This window comes from Acetobacter vaccinii (genome assembly GCF_008365315.1).
Taxonomy (GTDB): domain Bacteria; phylum Pseudomonadota; class Alphaproteobacteria; order Acetobacterales; family Acetobacteraceae; genus Acetobacter; species Acetobacter vaccinii.
The window spans coordinates 1,729,175-1,743,972 of sequence record NZ_CP043506.1; the positions used below are offsets into that span (position 1 = coordinate 1,729,175).

General features: G+C 53.1%; 13 protein-coding genes, 1 tRNA gene and 2 pseudogenes. 12 read left to right on the plus strand and 4 right to left on the minus strand.

What is annotated here, in order from left to right; all coding sequences use genetic code 11:
• Positions 1 to 88 precede the first annotated feature (88 nt).
• The 5 genes from FLP30_RS07785 (at position 89) to FLP30_RS07805 (ending at position 3,578) form a co-directional block, all read left to right on the plus strand.
• Positions 89 to 436 (plus strand): lipopolysaccharide assembly protein LapA domain-containing protein, encoded by a 348-nt coding sequence (locus FLP30_RS07785; RefSeq protein WP_149279314.1) that lies wholly within the window; start codon positions 89 to 91, stop codon positions 434 to 436.
• The gene (gene pyrF, locus FLP30_RS07790) at positions 429 to 1,142 is read left to right on the plus strand and encodes an orotidine-5'-phosphate decarboxylase (RefSeq protein WP_149279315.1); all 714 of its coding nucleotides are present in this window, start codon (positions 429 to 431) and stop codon (positions 1,140 to 1,142) included. Before FLP30_RS07785 ends, pyrF begins: the two co-directional genes overlap by 8 nt.
• 3 nt (positions 1,143 to 1,145) lie before the next feature.
• Positions 1,146 to 1,796: a phosphoribosylanthranilate isomerase gene (locus tag FLP30_RS07795; protein ID WP_149279316.1), complete on the plus strand. Its 651-nt coding sequence runs from the start codon at positions 1,146 to 1,148 to the stop codon at positions 1,794 to 1,796.
• A 73-nt stretch (positions 1,797 to 1,869) separates the two neighbouring features.
• Positions 1,870 to 1,960 (plus strand) — tRNA-Ser (locus tag FLP30_RS07800).
• An 82-nt stretch (positions 1,961 to 2,042) separates the two neighbouring features.
• Entirely contained in the window at positions 2,043 to 3,578 is a 1,536-nt protein-coding gene (locus FLP30_RS07805; protein ID WP_168200068.1) for a DUF6538 domain-containing protein, read from the plus strand.
• 12 nt (positions 3,579 to 3,590) lie between these two features.
• Here the strand turns inward: FLP30_RS07805 and FLP30_RS07810 are convergent, their stop codons facing one another.
• The 4 genes and pseudogenes from FLP30_RS07810 to FLP30_RS07830 form a co-directional block, all read right to left on the minus strand.
• Entirely contained in the window at positions 3,591 to 4,202 is a 612-nt protein-coding gene (locus FLP30_RS07810; protein WP_149279318.1) for a recombinase family protein, read from the minus strand.
• A gap of 405 nt (positions 4,203 to 4,607) precedes the next feature.
• A pseudogene (locus FLP30_RS07820) lies at positions 4,608 to 5,847 on the minus strand (IS701 family transposase).
• Positions 5,848 to 6,137: 290 nt separating this feature from the next.
• Positions 6,138 to 6,938 (minus strand): hypothetical protein, encoded by an 801-nt coding sequence (locus FLP30_RS07825; RefSeq protein ID WP_149279320.1) that lies wholly within the window; start codon positions 6,936 to 6,938, stop codon positions 6,138 to 6,140.
• A gap of 415 nt (positions 6,939 to 7,353) precedes the next feature.
• A pseudogene (locus tag FLP30_RS07830) lies at positions 7,354 to 7,609 on the minus strand (IS5/IS1182 family transposase); the annotation flags it as partial.
• 182 nt (positions 7,610 to 7,791) lie between these two features.
• On the opposite strand from FLP30_RS07830, the gene FLP30_RS07835 reads away from it, so the two are divergent.
• From FLP30_RS07835 to FLP30_RS07865, 7 genes are all read left to right on the plus strand, one after another.
• Positions 7,792 to 9,195 (plus strand): aminotransferase-like domain-containing protein, encoded by a 1,404-nt coding sequence (locus tag FLP30_RS07835; RefSeq protein WP_149279321.1) that lies wholly within the window; start codon positions 7,792 to 7,794, stop codon positions 9,193 to 9,195.
• A gap of 338 nt (positions 9,196 to 9,533) precedes the next feature.
• A complete protein-coding gene (locus FLP30_RS07840) occupies positions 9,534 to 10,016 on the plus strand; it encodes an MSMEG_0572/Sll0783 family nitrogen starvation response protein (RefSeq protein ID WP_149279322.1) in 483 nt (160 codons plus the stop codon).
• Between the two features lie 24 nt (positions 10,017 to 10,040).
• Entirely contained in the window at positions 10,041 to 11,009 is a 969-nt protein-coding gene (locus FLP30_RS07845; protein WP_149279323.1) for a Nit6803 family nitrilase, read from the plus strand.
• Positions 11,006 to 12,115, plus strand: a complete 1,110-nt coding sequence (locus FLP30_RS07850) for an MSMEG_0568 family radical SAM protein (protein ID WP_149279324.1) — start codon at positions 11,006 to 11,008, stop codon at positions 12,113 to 12,115. Before FLP30_RS07845 ends, FLP30_RS07850 begins: the two co-directional genes overlap by 4 nt.
• Entirely contained in the window at positions 12,112 to 12,675 is a 564-nt protein-coding gene (locus FLP30_RS07855) for an MSMEG_0567/Sll0786 family nitrogen starvation N-acetyltransferase (protein WP_149279325.1), read from the plus strand. Before FLP30_RS07850 ends, FLP30_RS07855 begins: the two co-directional genes overlap by 4 nt.
• On the plus strand, positions 12,675 to 13,646 hold the full coding sequence (locus tag FLP30_RS07860; RefSeq protein WP_149279326.1) for a sll0787 family AIR synthase-like protein: 972 nt from the start codon (positions 12,675 to 12,677) through the stop codon (positions 13,644 to 13,646). Before FLP30_RS07855 ends, FLP30_RS07860 begins: the two co-directional genes overlap by 1 nt.
• Positions 13,643 to 14,794, plus strand: a complete 1,152-nt coding sequence (locus FLP30_RS07865) for an MSMEG_0565 family glycosyltransferase (RefSeq protein WP_149279327.1) — start codon at positions 13,643 to 13,645, stop codon at positions 14,792 to 14,794. Before FLP30_RS07860 ends, FLP30_RS07865 begins: the two co-directional genes overlap by 4 nt.
• Positions 14,795 to 14,798: the final 4 nt, after the last annotated feature.

Below are 14,798 nucleotides of genomic sequence, written 5' to 3' on the forward strand. Positions count from 1 at the left end.
AGAGGTGTCGGGTCAGCCAGTGGGCTGCCGGAACAACCACCGCACAGCCTGCTTGATTCCGTGTGCATGATGGCGCTACCACTAGGCCATGGTCAGACTGATAATTATTGTTCCCTTCCTGTTGGCGCTTGTTGTTTTCAGCGCCAGTAACCAGGACCCGCTGGATATGTGGCTGCTTACCTATAGCTGGAAGTGCTCTGCTGGAGTACTGGCGCTGCTGGTGGCTGCTACGGCCTTTTTGCTGGGGGCTTTCTGCCTGTGGGTGGTGGAACTGCGCCAGAGCCGCCGCGCCCGCCGGGCGGAACAGCAGGTGCGCGAGCTTGAGGCTCAACTCGCCCAGCTTCAGGCTGCCAATGCCCAGCTTGCAGCACCGCCTGCTGGGGTTGTGACCCAAACACATTCTCTTGCTGAAAACGGAACGATACCCAATGTCTGACCAGACACGCACAACAGGTCTGATTGTTGCCCTCGATACCCAGTCTCCGGCGCAGGCCAGCCAGTGGGCGCAGGACGTTGGGCCTGCTGCAGGAATGCTCAAGCTGGGTATGGAATTTGCCTACGCGGCAGGGTTTCAGGCTGTGGCGGATGTGGCCGGTGGTCGTCCCCTGTTTCTGGATCTGAAGCTGCATGACATCCCCAATACAGTTGGGTCTGCCGTGCGTGCTTTGTCATACCTGCGGCCACGGATGCTGACCCTGCATGCAGGAGGTGGACGCGCCATGATGGAAGCAGCCCGCAAAGCATGTGATGAGGCCTTTCCCCAAGGTGAACGGCCCTTGCTGCTGGCAGTCACGGTGCTGACCAGTCTGGATGATCAGGGGCTTGCAGAAACCGGTGTGGAAGATGGTGCCCGAGCCCAAGTGCTGCGGCTTGGCAAGCTGGCCGTGCAGTCCGGGATTGATGGTCTGGTCTGCTCGGCTCAGGAACTGAGCATGCTGCGTGCTGAACTGGGTGACAACCCCGTGCTTGTGACACCCGGTATCCGCCCTGCGGGTGCCGCCAGTGGCGACCAGAAAAGGACCATGACCCCCGCTCAAGCGCGGGATGCCGGGGCAGACTGGATTGTGGTTGGGCGGCCCATTACCCAGGCGGCAGACCCTGCTGCGGCTGCGGCGGCAATTGCGGCTGAACTGGCGGGCTGAGGGATGGCGCATACGGGAGCGCAAAGCGTTGGTGTTAAAATCTGCGGCCTGACAGAGGCTGTAGGGTTTGATGCCTGTGTTGAGCATGGGGCCGACTGGGTCGGCTTTGTTTTTTTTCAGCGTTCCCCGCGCTTTGTAACGCCTGAGCAGGCACGTCAGCTCTCAGCCCGCACCATAGGGGGGCCAGCACGGGTTGGCCTGTTTGTGCGGCCAGATGCTGCCGTTATTGCTGATGTTCTCAAGCATGTCCGGCTGGATGTGTTGCAACTCTATACGAGTGTTGATGAGGCAGAGTGGTTTTCAAAGCACTTTGACTTGCCAGTGTGGCTGTCGCTGCCGGTTAGCCGCCGGGCGGAACTCCCCGCTACCCGTGTGGCCGACAGGGTTCTGATAGAACCCAAGCCCCCAGCAGATGCGACCCGGCCGGGCGGCAATGGCCAGCAGATGGACTGGAGCATGATGGCGGACTGGCAACCTGCTTTCCCATGGATGCTGGCTGGCGGTCTGACACCGGACAATGTGGCGGCGGCCATAGCAAGGACAGGCGCTCCGGCGGTTGATGTTTCATCAGGCGTTGAGGAGGCTCCAGGTATCAAGAGCCCTGCGGCAATCGCGCGCTTTATCCGCAATGCACAGGCTGCGATAACTGTTTGATATAAAAAAATGTCGGAATGGTCGCTTTCCCTCTTGCCTCAATCCGTAATCTTGCTATTACGTCTCTCGCGCTGGAGAGATGGCCGAGCGGCTTAAGGCGCACGCTTGGAAAGCGTGTGTACGTTAATAGCGTACCGAGGGTTCGAATCCCTCTCTCTCCGCCATGCCACCTAAGTGGTTGATTTTACAGCACAAAATTTTTGGCTTCCCGCTGTGTGATACACGCTTGTGACACACGGAATGGACATGGCCACACCTTACATGACCCAACGTAGAAACTGCTGGTATCTGCGTGTCAGGAACCCTGCTGACCTGCGTCCCCTTATGGGATGTTATGTTGTTAAAAGCCTGAAAACCCATGATAGAATGACAGCCAGAAACAGGGCTGTGGCTCTGGTCGCTACACTGTCAAATATCTGGAACGACATGCGTCAGAAGCTCGCTCAAGCCATTACAGCCTACAGAGATGAACAGATTACGGCTTCTGACCTGAAAGACTTCCTGCAACGTCATCAGGAAGAAATCAGCCAGCTACCGGAAAATGACATCAAAGCTGTTGCTGAGTGGATGAAAGCCCGCATTGGCCTGCTGGAACATGACGTTCGTAAAGACAGGGAACATCTGGAACACCTGACAATCCTGACTGACGCATGGCAGGAAGCACACAGCAAAGGTGTTACCGAAGGGCTGGAAAGAGCCATCAAACTTGGTGGTGTGGCAAGTCCTGCTCCTGTTGCTTCTGTGACTGAGGAAACAGCAGAATCAGACACCTATTCCATGACATCATGGCCGGACCTTGTTGAAGAATTTTTTCGGGACCATCCCGGCTACAGCAGAAAAACCATCTCAGCCTATAAAACCACGATGAAGCAGGTGCTTGCTGTCATTGGTCGCAAACCCATGCGGGATATGACCAAGGATGACGTGAAACGTTATGCTGACCATCTGCGTGACACTCCAGGCCGGGATGGACAGGTTCGCAAGACGAAAACCATTGAACGTCAGATGTCAGAAATCCGCACCTTTATGGCCTGGGCTGTGTCCTGTGGGTATGTTGCGGACAGGGGCTTTGCTGATGTCAAAGGTCGCGGAAGAACCCTGGAGGAAAAACAGCTACGTCAGGAAGATATTCGCAGGGCTTTCACCTCTGATGAATTGAAGCGATTCTTCAACACGCCTCTGTTCCTTGGAAGTAAGTCTTCAACCATGCGAGCTTCACCAGGGAATTACCGACACAGGGACCATGATTTCTGGTTTATGATGATTATGGCCCTGACAGGTGCGCGAGATGCTGAAATTGCTTATGCATCATCAGACCTTTATTATCTAAAAGATATTCCCTGCATCGATTTGCGGAAGTCTGGCACCAAGACCCAGAACAGCCCCCGTCTGATTCCTGTCCTTCCCCAACTGCAACAGGTCGGGTTTCTGGAATGGGCTAAAAGACAGAAAACCAAAGGCCGGAGTCTTGTGGAAAGCCCCACTGGTGTCATTTCAGTGGATGCATGGTCCAAACGTGGGAATCGTTATCTCCGACAGGTAGGATATACCGATAAAGCATTGGTCTTGTATTCCTTCAGACATACCTTCCGGCAGGTTCTCCGCACGTCCGGCTTGCATCCAGAAATTGTAAATCGCATTTTTGGACATGAGACGGGTGAGGTAGGGTCTGGCTACGGTTCCAACCTCTCATATGAAGAAGCCAGACTGTTCATGGACAAGGTGAAATACCCTGTATTCCTTGACCATCTGGCTGACCGGAATGGGACATTCCTCTGGTAGCAGGTTACTTCTTCATGCCTCAAAAATACTGGTCTGGCGTGTAAACTGGTTATCCTGTTGCATAGCCTGAACACGTCTGACCAATGTGGCTAAAGACACACCAGAAATGGAAGACGCATGTCTGTAGCTTTTTCCTGATGCTAAAAGCTCCAGAGCATGTTGTACTTTAACGGAACTGACTTTGGGTCTGCCTATGGGACGACCTGACTTTGTTCCATATTTCTGAGCATGGTCTATGCCACACCGAATGCGCTCATTAATGGTCTCACGTTCATTCTGAGCAATAACAGACATCAACAGATAACTGACTCGGCTTGACCTGTCTGACGTATCCACACCTTCTGTCAGACTTCTGACTGTTATTCCTTTTTCGTTAAACTCTTCCAGTAAACGTGCAAGATGGGCTGTTCTTCTCCCAAGCCTGTCCACCTTCCAGACAGTCACAACATCGCCCTTGTGCAACAGATTTAACAATCTGTTTAACTCTGGTCTGTCTTCTGTTGCACCGGAAATATTTTCTGTAAAAATTCTTTCTTTAGGAATCCCGGATTCCAGTAAATGAGTGACCTGCATATCAGTGGACTGGTCTCTGGTGCTGACACGTGCATAACCATAAATTGCCATTTTGAAATCTCTCCTTAAATTGTTAATCAGGTGATTAATTTTGAATACATAGTATTGAATACAATTTAACCCTTATGTTTACAGTGTAAGGGTTCTGTGTTCCTAAAGGCAAGTTTTTAGAACAGTATTTATTTAATTAATTATTTTAAATAAAATTGATTTATTTCCAGTAATTGTGTTTTTAATTTTTGGCACTCTCTTGCAAGGAAGAAACTCTGTTTCTGACTTGTCACGCACAAAGCAGAGGAACAGGAGATTTGTAAAATCTCCGGCGTGCGTATGGTGCCTAGCACTACAGTTGCATTTTGTGTCGTGAGTGAAAGCGCATAGCGTTGGCCTGATGTGTTCGTCGAAAGACGGACCATCTGAGGATATGGGCGACGGGTAGGCGGCGTTGTGCAAGCTTTACAACGATGCGCCTGATTTCCTGTATGGACCATCGGATAAGGATGATCGTGTTCTGCGTTGTGTTTTTTTCGGTTTCAGTGAGTTTGCCTGATACCGCACACTTGCCATGACGGCATAGGCAAGCATGACCAAAGAGACATGCCGATGCCAACCATGCCAGGAACGGGTTTCGTTATGATCGAGACCGAATTCGTTTTTGGCTGCTTCGAAACATTCTTCGATCCTCCAGCGCGTTCCTTCAACGTTCACGAGTTCCTGTATGGTCATCCCTTTCGGACACCAAGTCGTAAAATAGGCGAGGTCTCCATCGACGATGGTCCGACGGATCAACAGGCCACGTGTCCATGATCCGGCAATAGGGCAGTCAAATTCTTCAGCATCCAGATCGGCAAGCGCAAGATATGCCCAGTCATACAGTCGCTCACCCTTTGTGCCGTGCCCCGCAGACAGGCGGTGCCAGTCATTCTCTGACAGAGCCGCAGCAATATCTCTTGCTTCTCCTGCAATCAGCGGGTCTGTTGCCCATGACCCGAACCAGTGATTGCCTTTGACGCCAAGGACATATCCTATTCCTGCCCGACGAAGTGTGCGTTCCATATCGCCGACGCCATACACGCTGTCTGCTGCGACCCAGCGGAAGGGCACGCCTGCGCTCGATCATCATCGAGGCCAACGCCGGTTTGGTTGCAAACACCACGTCATCGGGAACGTGGGTCTGCTGGAGGCGCTCACGGTTCGATGTCCAGTCTTGCGGGAGATACAGGGCGCGGTCAATAAAGGCATGGCCACGCGCTGAGACATAGGTGGCAAATACCCCAATCTGGCAGTTCGTGATCTTGCCGGCAGATCCCGTATACTGCCGCCCGACACCGCATGACGCCTGACCTTTCTTCAGAAAACCGGTCTCATCAATCACCAGTACACCATCTTCAGTGCCCAGATGCTCGATCACATATTCCCTCACGACATCACGAAGAGCATCGGCATCCCAGCGCCCGCGCCCCAAAAGTGCCTGCTGCCGCCAGGGACCGGGATCTCCTGCGGCTTCTGCCCGCATCCAACCTGTCTTGCGTGGATCATTGCCAATTAAAACATCAAGGAAAGAACACGCTGAATCCGCGACACGCTTTTGCGTAAACAGTGGAGCAATCCGCTCCTTGGCTGATCGAAGCGAACGCACCCATAATTCCAGCGTCTCTTCAACAGACGCACCACCAGTCATCATATCCTGAATCATGGTTATTCATAGAGTCAGAACTCAACACAATATGCAACTGTAGTGCTAATCAACGAACGGGAAATGGAATCACACAGAAACGCTCAAAAGCAGTGGGTTTTTTGATCCCTCCAAGTAGCCTGTATCTTGAACACTTCACGAATGACAGCGTGGAAAGCCTTGAACCTCACTCAGGTTGTATCATAAACCGCAGTTCTGATATGAAACCAAGACATGAAAACCAGAGCTTTTTTGCCATGTCCCGGAAACGTGGGGTTTTGATATAGTATTCATAAAATTTTCGAGTGGTTTTAATAAATCTCGATATCTGTAATGCGTTTTATAAATTTTTCAGAAAGAACTCCTCCCATCCCAACAGAAAATGAAAAAATTGAAATTATAAACATATTTGAAACATCAAACTTAAAGAAAAAGTTTGAGACGTTTTTTAATAAAAATACCAAAACTCCTAAAGCAGCACTTTGGAATGCGAGAGTTTGAGATTTTTTTATATTCCAATGTACGTTTCTCATAGATGTTTTTTGGTCTTTTGAATCTATATATGCAAAAACATTTTTTCTATTCCATGCGAATAAAGAGCCAAGACAAGACATAAATAGTGTAATGCTTAAATCTCTTAATTGTTGCGAATTCAACATAAAAAAACCAATATATCCCTGAAAGCCTTGATATGACGTTGGTGCCATTTGAGAATATAAATGCAAAAAAAATGATAAAAAACAAATAATATATGAAATATAAAAAAACTCGCATAAATATGAATAATAAGAATTATCTATATTTGTTGCATAATACTCTGCATTTAAATTAAGATCTCCCTTTATTATATTCAATATTATTTGCGCTGAAAATGAATCTTTTTTGTGAAAAAATAACCATGATGCGTGATAGAAATTTTTTGCTAATACGATATCATTTTTATTATAAACATATCTCCATATTATGGAAATATCACTCAGAACAAAACGATTAATGGCATTATTTGTTAGTCTCCATCCCAGTTTTGCATTTTGTATTTCACTTGAGATTTCATCCATTATTTTGTGGATTTCGTCATTTGAGCAAACGGATGTATCATCAATATACGGCATTACGGCACACCTTAAAAATTTTATGCCCTTGTCATGTTAGGCAGATATATGTGATACACACTGGCCTAAAACAGTAAAAAAATCAAAATTTTTTGTAAAAATCCATTATAAAATCAATATGTTACGTTCATAGCATTTTTTTATCTCTCCCTCTCCGCCATATTGTTATTCCCCACAGCAAAATCAATCAGTTAAACTAAATGTGTGCCATTATGAAATCGTGCTGATTGCTTCTTGGGCGAGGCGTTTCTATTCTACCACCCGGGTGTAGCGCTCGACTTCTGCAAACGTTTTATGGCTGGTGATTGTTGCATTCTTTGGGAAGTCCCGCCTGTTGGCTCCATCCTGAAAAATTATTGTAGAAGCCGTTGACCGAAATTAGGTGCCAGAGCACTCAATCAAGAGTTTTTCGAACTCTCCAAGTCGCATCAAAGTGGTTGAACAAAATATCAATTGCTTTCGCCTGTGTCAGACGTTCCCGGAACAGCCTGATGGTTTTGGCATCTGGCACGCGGTCAGACTGTTCCAGGCCAAGGATAGGACAGAGATTTTTCCAGATCAGGGCGGAACGCGTTAAAATCCACAGTCCGGGAAAGCGCTTCGAGTGGGTCACAAAGCCTGCTTAACTGCGCAAGCCGCTGCTCAACATCAAAGAAACCGGGCTGTTTCATATCGCCATTTCTCCAGTCAGGGCCGGAAAAATGGACTTACAGCGCAGACCTCAATACCAAGATGTTTTTAGACGCCGCCACCTGCTTTGGTGTTATGGAAATAAATGTATGGTCAGTTATTGCATTGATTGTATGGAGTGTGATCGACTGATTCCCGGTCATATATATGGAAGCCTTGTGTCATGTCCGAGTATCCGTATCTCGCGCGCTGGAAAGAAGAGATCAGCCAGAGCCCCAAAGCCATTTATCTGACACTGGTGGATGCTCTGGCTCTTTCCATCCGCAAAGGTGACTTGCAGGAAGGGCACAAACTGCCGCCCCAGCGGACTATTGCCAGCTATATCGGCACAAATCTGACAACAGTAACCCGTGCCTTTGCAGAAGCGCGGCGGCGCGGCCTGATTGATGCAACAGTCGGTCGGGGCACTTTTGTGCGTGTTGGCGCGGGGGAAAGCCATTGGCGGCATACCGGGCCAGCAGTGGTGGATCTGACCATGAACCTGCCGCCTATTCCGCAGGAACCCTCGCTCCAGCATATTATTCAAAGCGATATCACGGCTCTTTTGAAGCAGCAGGATCTGAACAGTCTGATGTCCTACCGTGTGACGGGGGGGACAATCGAGGACCGTCAGTTAGGCGCGAAGTGGATTGCCCCTGTTGTTGGCCCCCGCAGGACGGATGAAATTCTGGTGTCTCCTGGCGCACAGAGTGCTCTGGCAGCCATTGTCAGCACGCATACCCAGCCGGGTGATGTCATTGTTACAGACCGCATTGCCTACCCCGGTATTCGGACAATAGCGGCGCAGTTTGGCCTTATTCTGGTTGGGGTTGATAGTGACAGGGAAGGGATTATGCCTGATCAGCTTGATCGAGCCTGTGCGGAACATCACCCGCGTTTGCTGTATTGTATCCCAACCATTCACAACCCCACGACGGCAACAATGTCCCTGCAAAGGCGCAAGGATATTCTGTCCGTGGCGCAGTGCCACCACCTGCATATTGCGGAGGATGACCCCTACAGCCTGTTGATGGATGATCCGCTGCCCGCACTGGCGGCCCTTGATCATAGTCGTGTCAGCTACGTAGCGACGTTGGCCAAGGTGCTCAGCCCAGGCTTGCGTACAGCCTATGTTGCCTTGCCCAGTGCCGATATGACCCGGCGGGTGACGGCGGCCATTCGGGCTATTGCGTTGACGAACGCGGGTTTGCTGAGTGCCCTGACAACCCGGTGGATGCAGACAGGCCAAGCCTATACGATCCTGCACGCTATCCAGAAGGAACTGCGGCTGCGTCAGTCAATTGCACGCAGGATACTGGGTGAAAAGCATTGTATGAACCCTGATGGGCCACATGTCTGGCTGAAATTGCCTGACTGGTGGGGCAGTTCCGATTTTGTGGCCTATGCGCGCAGGCGGGGGTTGGCGCTTGTGCCCAGCACAGTGTTTACCATCAGTGGGGAACCGCCACAGCGGGCACGGATTGCCTTGGGCAGTGCTCCAGATGCCGCCAGCCTTGAGGAATCCCTGCATGGGGTCATGTCGGTTTTGGAGCATAAACGCTCCCCTGGGTTTACGGATATTGTCTGACCTGCTGAGGGCATATGGACTCGGTTGGCTATAGGCTGTCAGCATAGTGGGGGCGTTCGGTTCGAGATAAGCTGCCGCTTGGTATCACAAAAACGTGATATTAAAAGCACATAAAAACAATGGGTTATGTGGTTGCATTGGGATTGTCTGTAGCTGTCTGAAGTATTGTATGCTTGTGTGCCCCCGTGGGGGTGATCTGTTTTTCAGATTGCTCTGATTGTCATCATATTAAATGCCATACAAAATTTTACGCCCGATATATTCCATGCCACGTTTTCTTCCAGAGCAGCGGCTGCCCCGGCACCTCGTCGGTTACCGCGCCATACGGGAGAGACATTATGCCGAAAATCGAACATGCCCCCCACCAGGATGGTGATTGCTTTGTTGATTACGAAAACAAGGTTTTTGAAGACGTTAAAGCTAAACCGGGTGAAAAAGCACTGATCACCTTCCACACGGTTGCGTTTGAAGGTTCGATTGGTTTCGTTAATCTGTTGCAGGCAACACGGCTTATCCGCAAGGGGTTTGAAACATCAGTCCTTCTGTATGGGCCGGGTGTCACCCTTGGCGTGCAGCGCGGCTTTCCCCGTCTGGGGGACGAGGCCTTCCCCGGTCATATGAACTGCAACAAGCAGATTACGAAAATTCTTGAGGAAGGCGGTAAAGTTTACGCCTGTCGCTTTGCTCTCCAGGCGCTGTATGGCCATGGTGAAAAGTCGCTTATCCCCGGCATTACGCCAATTAACCCGCAGGATGTACTGGACCTGATCCTGATCGCCCGTCGGGATAATGCATTTATCCTTGATACCTGGACTGTCTAAAAACTGTCGGGAAGGACTGCCAGTATGTCACGTATTGTTCGCGCTGCAGCAATCCAGATCAGCCCTGTGCTGGGTGATGATGGTCTGGGCACTGCACGAAAAGTCTGCCAGGCTATCCGCGATGCCGCCGAAAAAGGCGTGAATCTGGCAGTTTTTCCTGAAACTTTTGTACCTTACTATCCATATTTTTCGTTTATTCAGCCTGCTTTCCGTTTTGGTTCAGAACATCTGGAACTGTACGAACGGGCAGTTGTCATTCCCGGCCCGGTTACGGATATGGTGGCTGAAACCGCCCGTCAGACGGGTGTGGTTGTGGTGCTGGGCGTGAACGAGCGTGATTTTGGCACGCTATATAACACACAGGTCATTTTTGATGCGACCGGTGAAATCCTGCTCAAACGCCGCAAGATAACGCCAACCTACCATGAGCGCATGGTCTGGGGGCAGGGTGATGGTGCAGGCCTGAAGGTGGTGGACAGTGCTGTGGGCCGTATCGGTGCGCTGGCCTGCTGGGAACATTATAACCCACTGGCCCGCTACGCGCTGATGACACAGCATGAAGAAATCCATTGTGCCCAGTTCCCCGGTTCTTTGGTGGGGCAGATTTTTGCAGACCAGATGGAAGTCACAATTCGGCACCATGCGCTGGAATCCGGGTGCTTTGTTGTGAATGCCACAGGCTGGCTGACAGAAGAGCAGGTGCAGAGCATCGCCGGTAATCCGGCGTTGGAAGGGCCGCTACGGGGTGGGTGCTTTACCGCCATTGTGTCCCCCGAAGGCAAGCTGCTTGGTGCCCCCCTGACCGAGGGGGAAGGGATGGTCATTGCCGACCTTGATTTCGGCCTTATTACCAAGCGTAAGCGCATGATGGACAGCGTTGGGCATTATGCCCGGCCAGAACTGCTCAGCCTGCTGCACGACCGCCGCCCAGCCAGTCCGGTCCATTATGTGGGCGAGGACACACCAGACACTCTGGGGGGGACTGGGGCATGACCGTACCCACTCTTGGCACGCTTTCAGGCCGTCAGCTTGTGACGGATCTGCAATCCTTTGGTTTGCAGATTGGGGGGCAGACGGGGGGCATGACCCGCAAGGGCGGGGCTGGCCCTTCGGACCATAAGACAATCACCATTGCGGGTCAGACTGTCATGGTGCCGGTCTATACATCCGGGGCGCGGCGTTCACCTTTTCAGGCCAGTCCACCTGATGGGAAGGGGGCGAGTATCCTTGTGCGTGATGGGCAGCCCTTGGGCACCATCCATTTTCCAGCAGCCCCACGTTTTTATGGTCTGACGACGGCAGAGGGTGTTCCGTATTGGAAGATTGCCCTGCTGCATGGGCGCGATACTCTGGCAACCACTGTGCATCAGACCTGTATCCGCTATGCGGATCGTCGGACATCCTGCCAGTTTTGCGCCATAGGCCAGTCGCTGGAAGCTGATCGAACCATTGCCTATAAAACGCCTGCCCAACTGGCTGAAGTTGCAAAAGCCGCTGTAGAGCTGGATGGTGTGCGCGACATGGTGCTGACAACAGGCACCCCCAATGTCGTGGACCGGGGGGCTGCCGTGCTGGCAGATTCAGCCCGTGCCATCCGTGCCGCAGTGGACCTGCCCTTGCAGGTGCAGTGCGAACCCCCGCGTGATCACACGTGGTTCCAACGCCTGCGGGAGGCCGGGGCAGACAGCCTTGGCATGCACCTTGAGGCTGCAACACAGGCTGTGCGTGAAAAAATCATGCCCGGCAAGGCGACTGTCAGTGTTGAGCGTTATATGGATGCGTTTGCCAGTGCTGTGCCTGTTTTTGGGCGTGGGCAGGTCAATACTTACATTCTGGCAGGCCTGGGTGACAGTGCGGCGGATATTCTGGCTTTGGCCGAGCGGCTGATAGCACTTGGGGTTTATCCTTTTGTTGTGCCGTTTGTGCCTATCTCGGGCACACCACTGGAAAATCATGCGCCACCGAGTGCTGATTTCATGAAATCCGTTCTGGCACCGCTTGGCCGTATGCTGCGGGAGGCTAACATGAAGTCGACCGACATTCGGGCCGGGTGTGGCCGCTGTGGGGCGTGTTCTTCCCTTTCGGCGTATGAGCAATGACGGTGTGGCTGGAAGGGGTGGAAAACCGCCCGTTCGTTCCAACAGAATATGTGGTGCGGCTGGCCCGTACTCCGTGGGAGCTCGCGGGTTATTACGCCCTGCGGCGCACTGTGTTCTGCACGGAGCAGGGTGTGTTCCGCGATGATGACCGCGATATCATCGACCAGGTTGCCATGCCTATTATTGCAGCCTGCTGCATGGCGGGCATGCCTGACCGCGTTGTTGGTGCTGTGCGTATTCATGAGGTGGAACCGGGCCTGTGGCGTGGTTCCCGCCTTGCGGTGCATGCTGAACATCGCAAACTCGGGCGCATCGGGGCGGAACTGATCCGTATGGCGGTCAGCACGGCGCATGGTCTGGGGGCCACCCGATTTTTGGCACAGGTGCAGGAACAGAATGTATTGTTCTTTCGTCGCCTGCATTGGAAAAGCCTTGGGGAAATCACACTGCACGGTCTGCCGCACCATGATATGGAGGCCGACCTGTCGCGCTACCCACCCCATGGGCAGGACCAGACATGGCTACTGCGGCCGCAGTCCCGTAGCAGGCAGGTGGCATAATGGTACAGGTGCTGTCCACCATGCTGCGGCGCTTGCGGAATAGCCGTGCCATTGCGGCCAAGCAGGACATTACCCAGGCGGTTTCCATATTGGGGACCAAAGCCAGAGGTGATATCCGCCTTGGGGATGACTGTGCGGCCATACCGGATGGAGACGGCTACCTTCTGCTTGCCAGCGAGGGATTTCAGGACAGTTTTGTGCGCGCCATGCCCTGGTTTGCCGGGTATTGTGGGGTCATGGTCAATGTCAGCGACATTGCTGCCATGGGTGGGCGACCGCTGGCAGTGGTGGACGCGTTGTGGAGCGATACATCAGACGCAGCTACTGCCATCCTGACAGGCCTGCATGACGGTGCGCAGACATATGGTGTGCCTGTTGTAGGTGGGCATACCAACATGCGTAGCACCCATAATTCGCTTTCTGTCGCCATTCTGGGTCGTGCCAATCGCCTGTTAAGCAGTTTTGACGCCCGCCCCGGTGAGGTGCTGATTGCTGCCATTGACCTGCGCGGTCGCTGGCATGACCCCCATCCTTTCTGGGATTCAAGCTCCGCCCTTTGCCATACGGATGATGCTGCTCGCCTGCGGGGGGATATTCAACTCCTGCCCGCCATTGCCGAGGACGGGTTGAGCCGCGCGGCCAAAGATATCAGCATGGCGGGCCTGCTGGGCACGGCCCTTATGCTGGCAGAATGTTCAGCCGTGGGTATGACCATTGCGCTGGATAATATTCCCCGCCCTGCGGGTGCGCCTATGGAGCGCTGGCTATCGTCTTTTCCCAGCTATGGCTACCTGCTGACTGCCCGGCCGGAGCATGCTGCGGCAGTTCTGGCGCGTTTTCAGGCCCGTGGGATTGCAGCGGCGGTTATTGGCCAGTGTAACACAACACAGCGGCTGGACGTGACATGGGCCGGGAAGGCAGAAACCTTCTGGGACCTGGCTCAGATGCCGCTGATGGGGTGTGCGCCATGAGCCTGTCGATCGGTATCCTCACCCATTCCACCAACCCGCGGGGTGGGGTTGTGCATGGCATGGCGCTGGCCGAGGCCTTGTGTGAGGCCGGGCATGAGGCCACGCTGATTGCCCCGGATGTCACGGGTGCAGGTTTTTTTCGGGCACCGCGTTGCCCTGTGCACTGTATTCCGGCGCAGGCTGTGCAGGACCTGCCCGCTTTGGTGGAATGCCGCATTGGCGAGATCCGTAACGCCATAAACCCAGCGCGTTTTGATGTGCTGCACGCGCAGGACCCCATAAGTGCCAATGCACTGGCGGACCTTGTGCAGGCAGGGGAGGTACGGGGGTTTGCCCGTACAGTCCACCATATGGACAGTTTTACCCACCCCGGACTTGCCGGGCGGCAGTTACGCGGGCTTACGGCTGCGCGTGAGCTGTTTACCGTCAGCGCGGTGTGGGAAGGCATTGTGCACAACACCCATGGCCGCAAGGCGCCCAATGTCGGGAATGGTGTTGACACGCAGCACTTTACACCAGCACCGGCCAAGCAGGATGGCACCTTGCGCGCCCGCTACGGCCTGCCTGCTGACAGGCAACTGGTTCTGGCTGTTGGTGGGGTGGAGCGTCGTAAAAATACCCTGCTGTTGCTGGATGCTTTTCTGGCGTTCTGTCAGGAAAACCCAAGCCTGCATCTGGTTATTGCGGGTGGAGTGTCCCTGCTGGACCATTCCGCCTATCGGAGCCAGTTTGAGGCGCGGCTTAAGGACAGCAGCATGGCCGAGCATGTGAGCGTGATCGGCCCGGTGGCCGATGCAGATATGCCAGCCCTTTACCGGCAGGCGGCCGTGCTGGCGTATCCTTCCATCACGGAGGGGTTTGGCCTGTGCCCGCTGGAGGCACTGGCCTGTGGCACCCCGGTTGTTGTGCCTAACATGGCCCCGTTTAACGAGCATTTTTTAGATATGGATGTGCTGTGGTGCCGCCCTGACTGTGCCCATACGCTGGGCATGGCCCTGAGGGATGCGGTGCAGGACAAGAGCCAAGACCGCTTTTTGGCGAGAGGCCCTGTCACGGCCCGTCGTTTTGACTGGCGCAGTGTCGCCAGCCGTCATCTTCCCGCGTATGGGCGCCTGGCAGAACTGTCGCGCGCTCATGCCCCGCTGTAAGGGA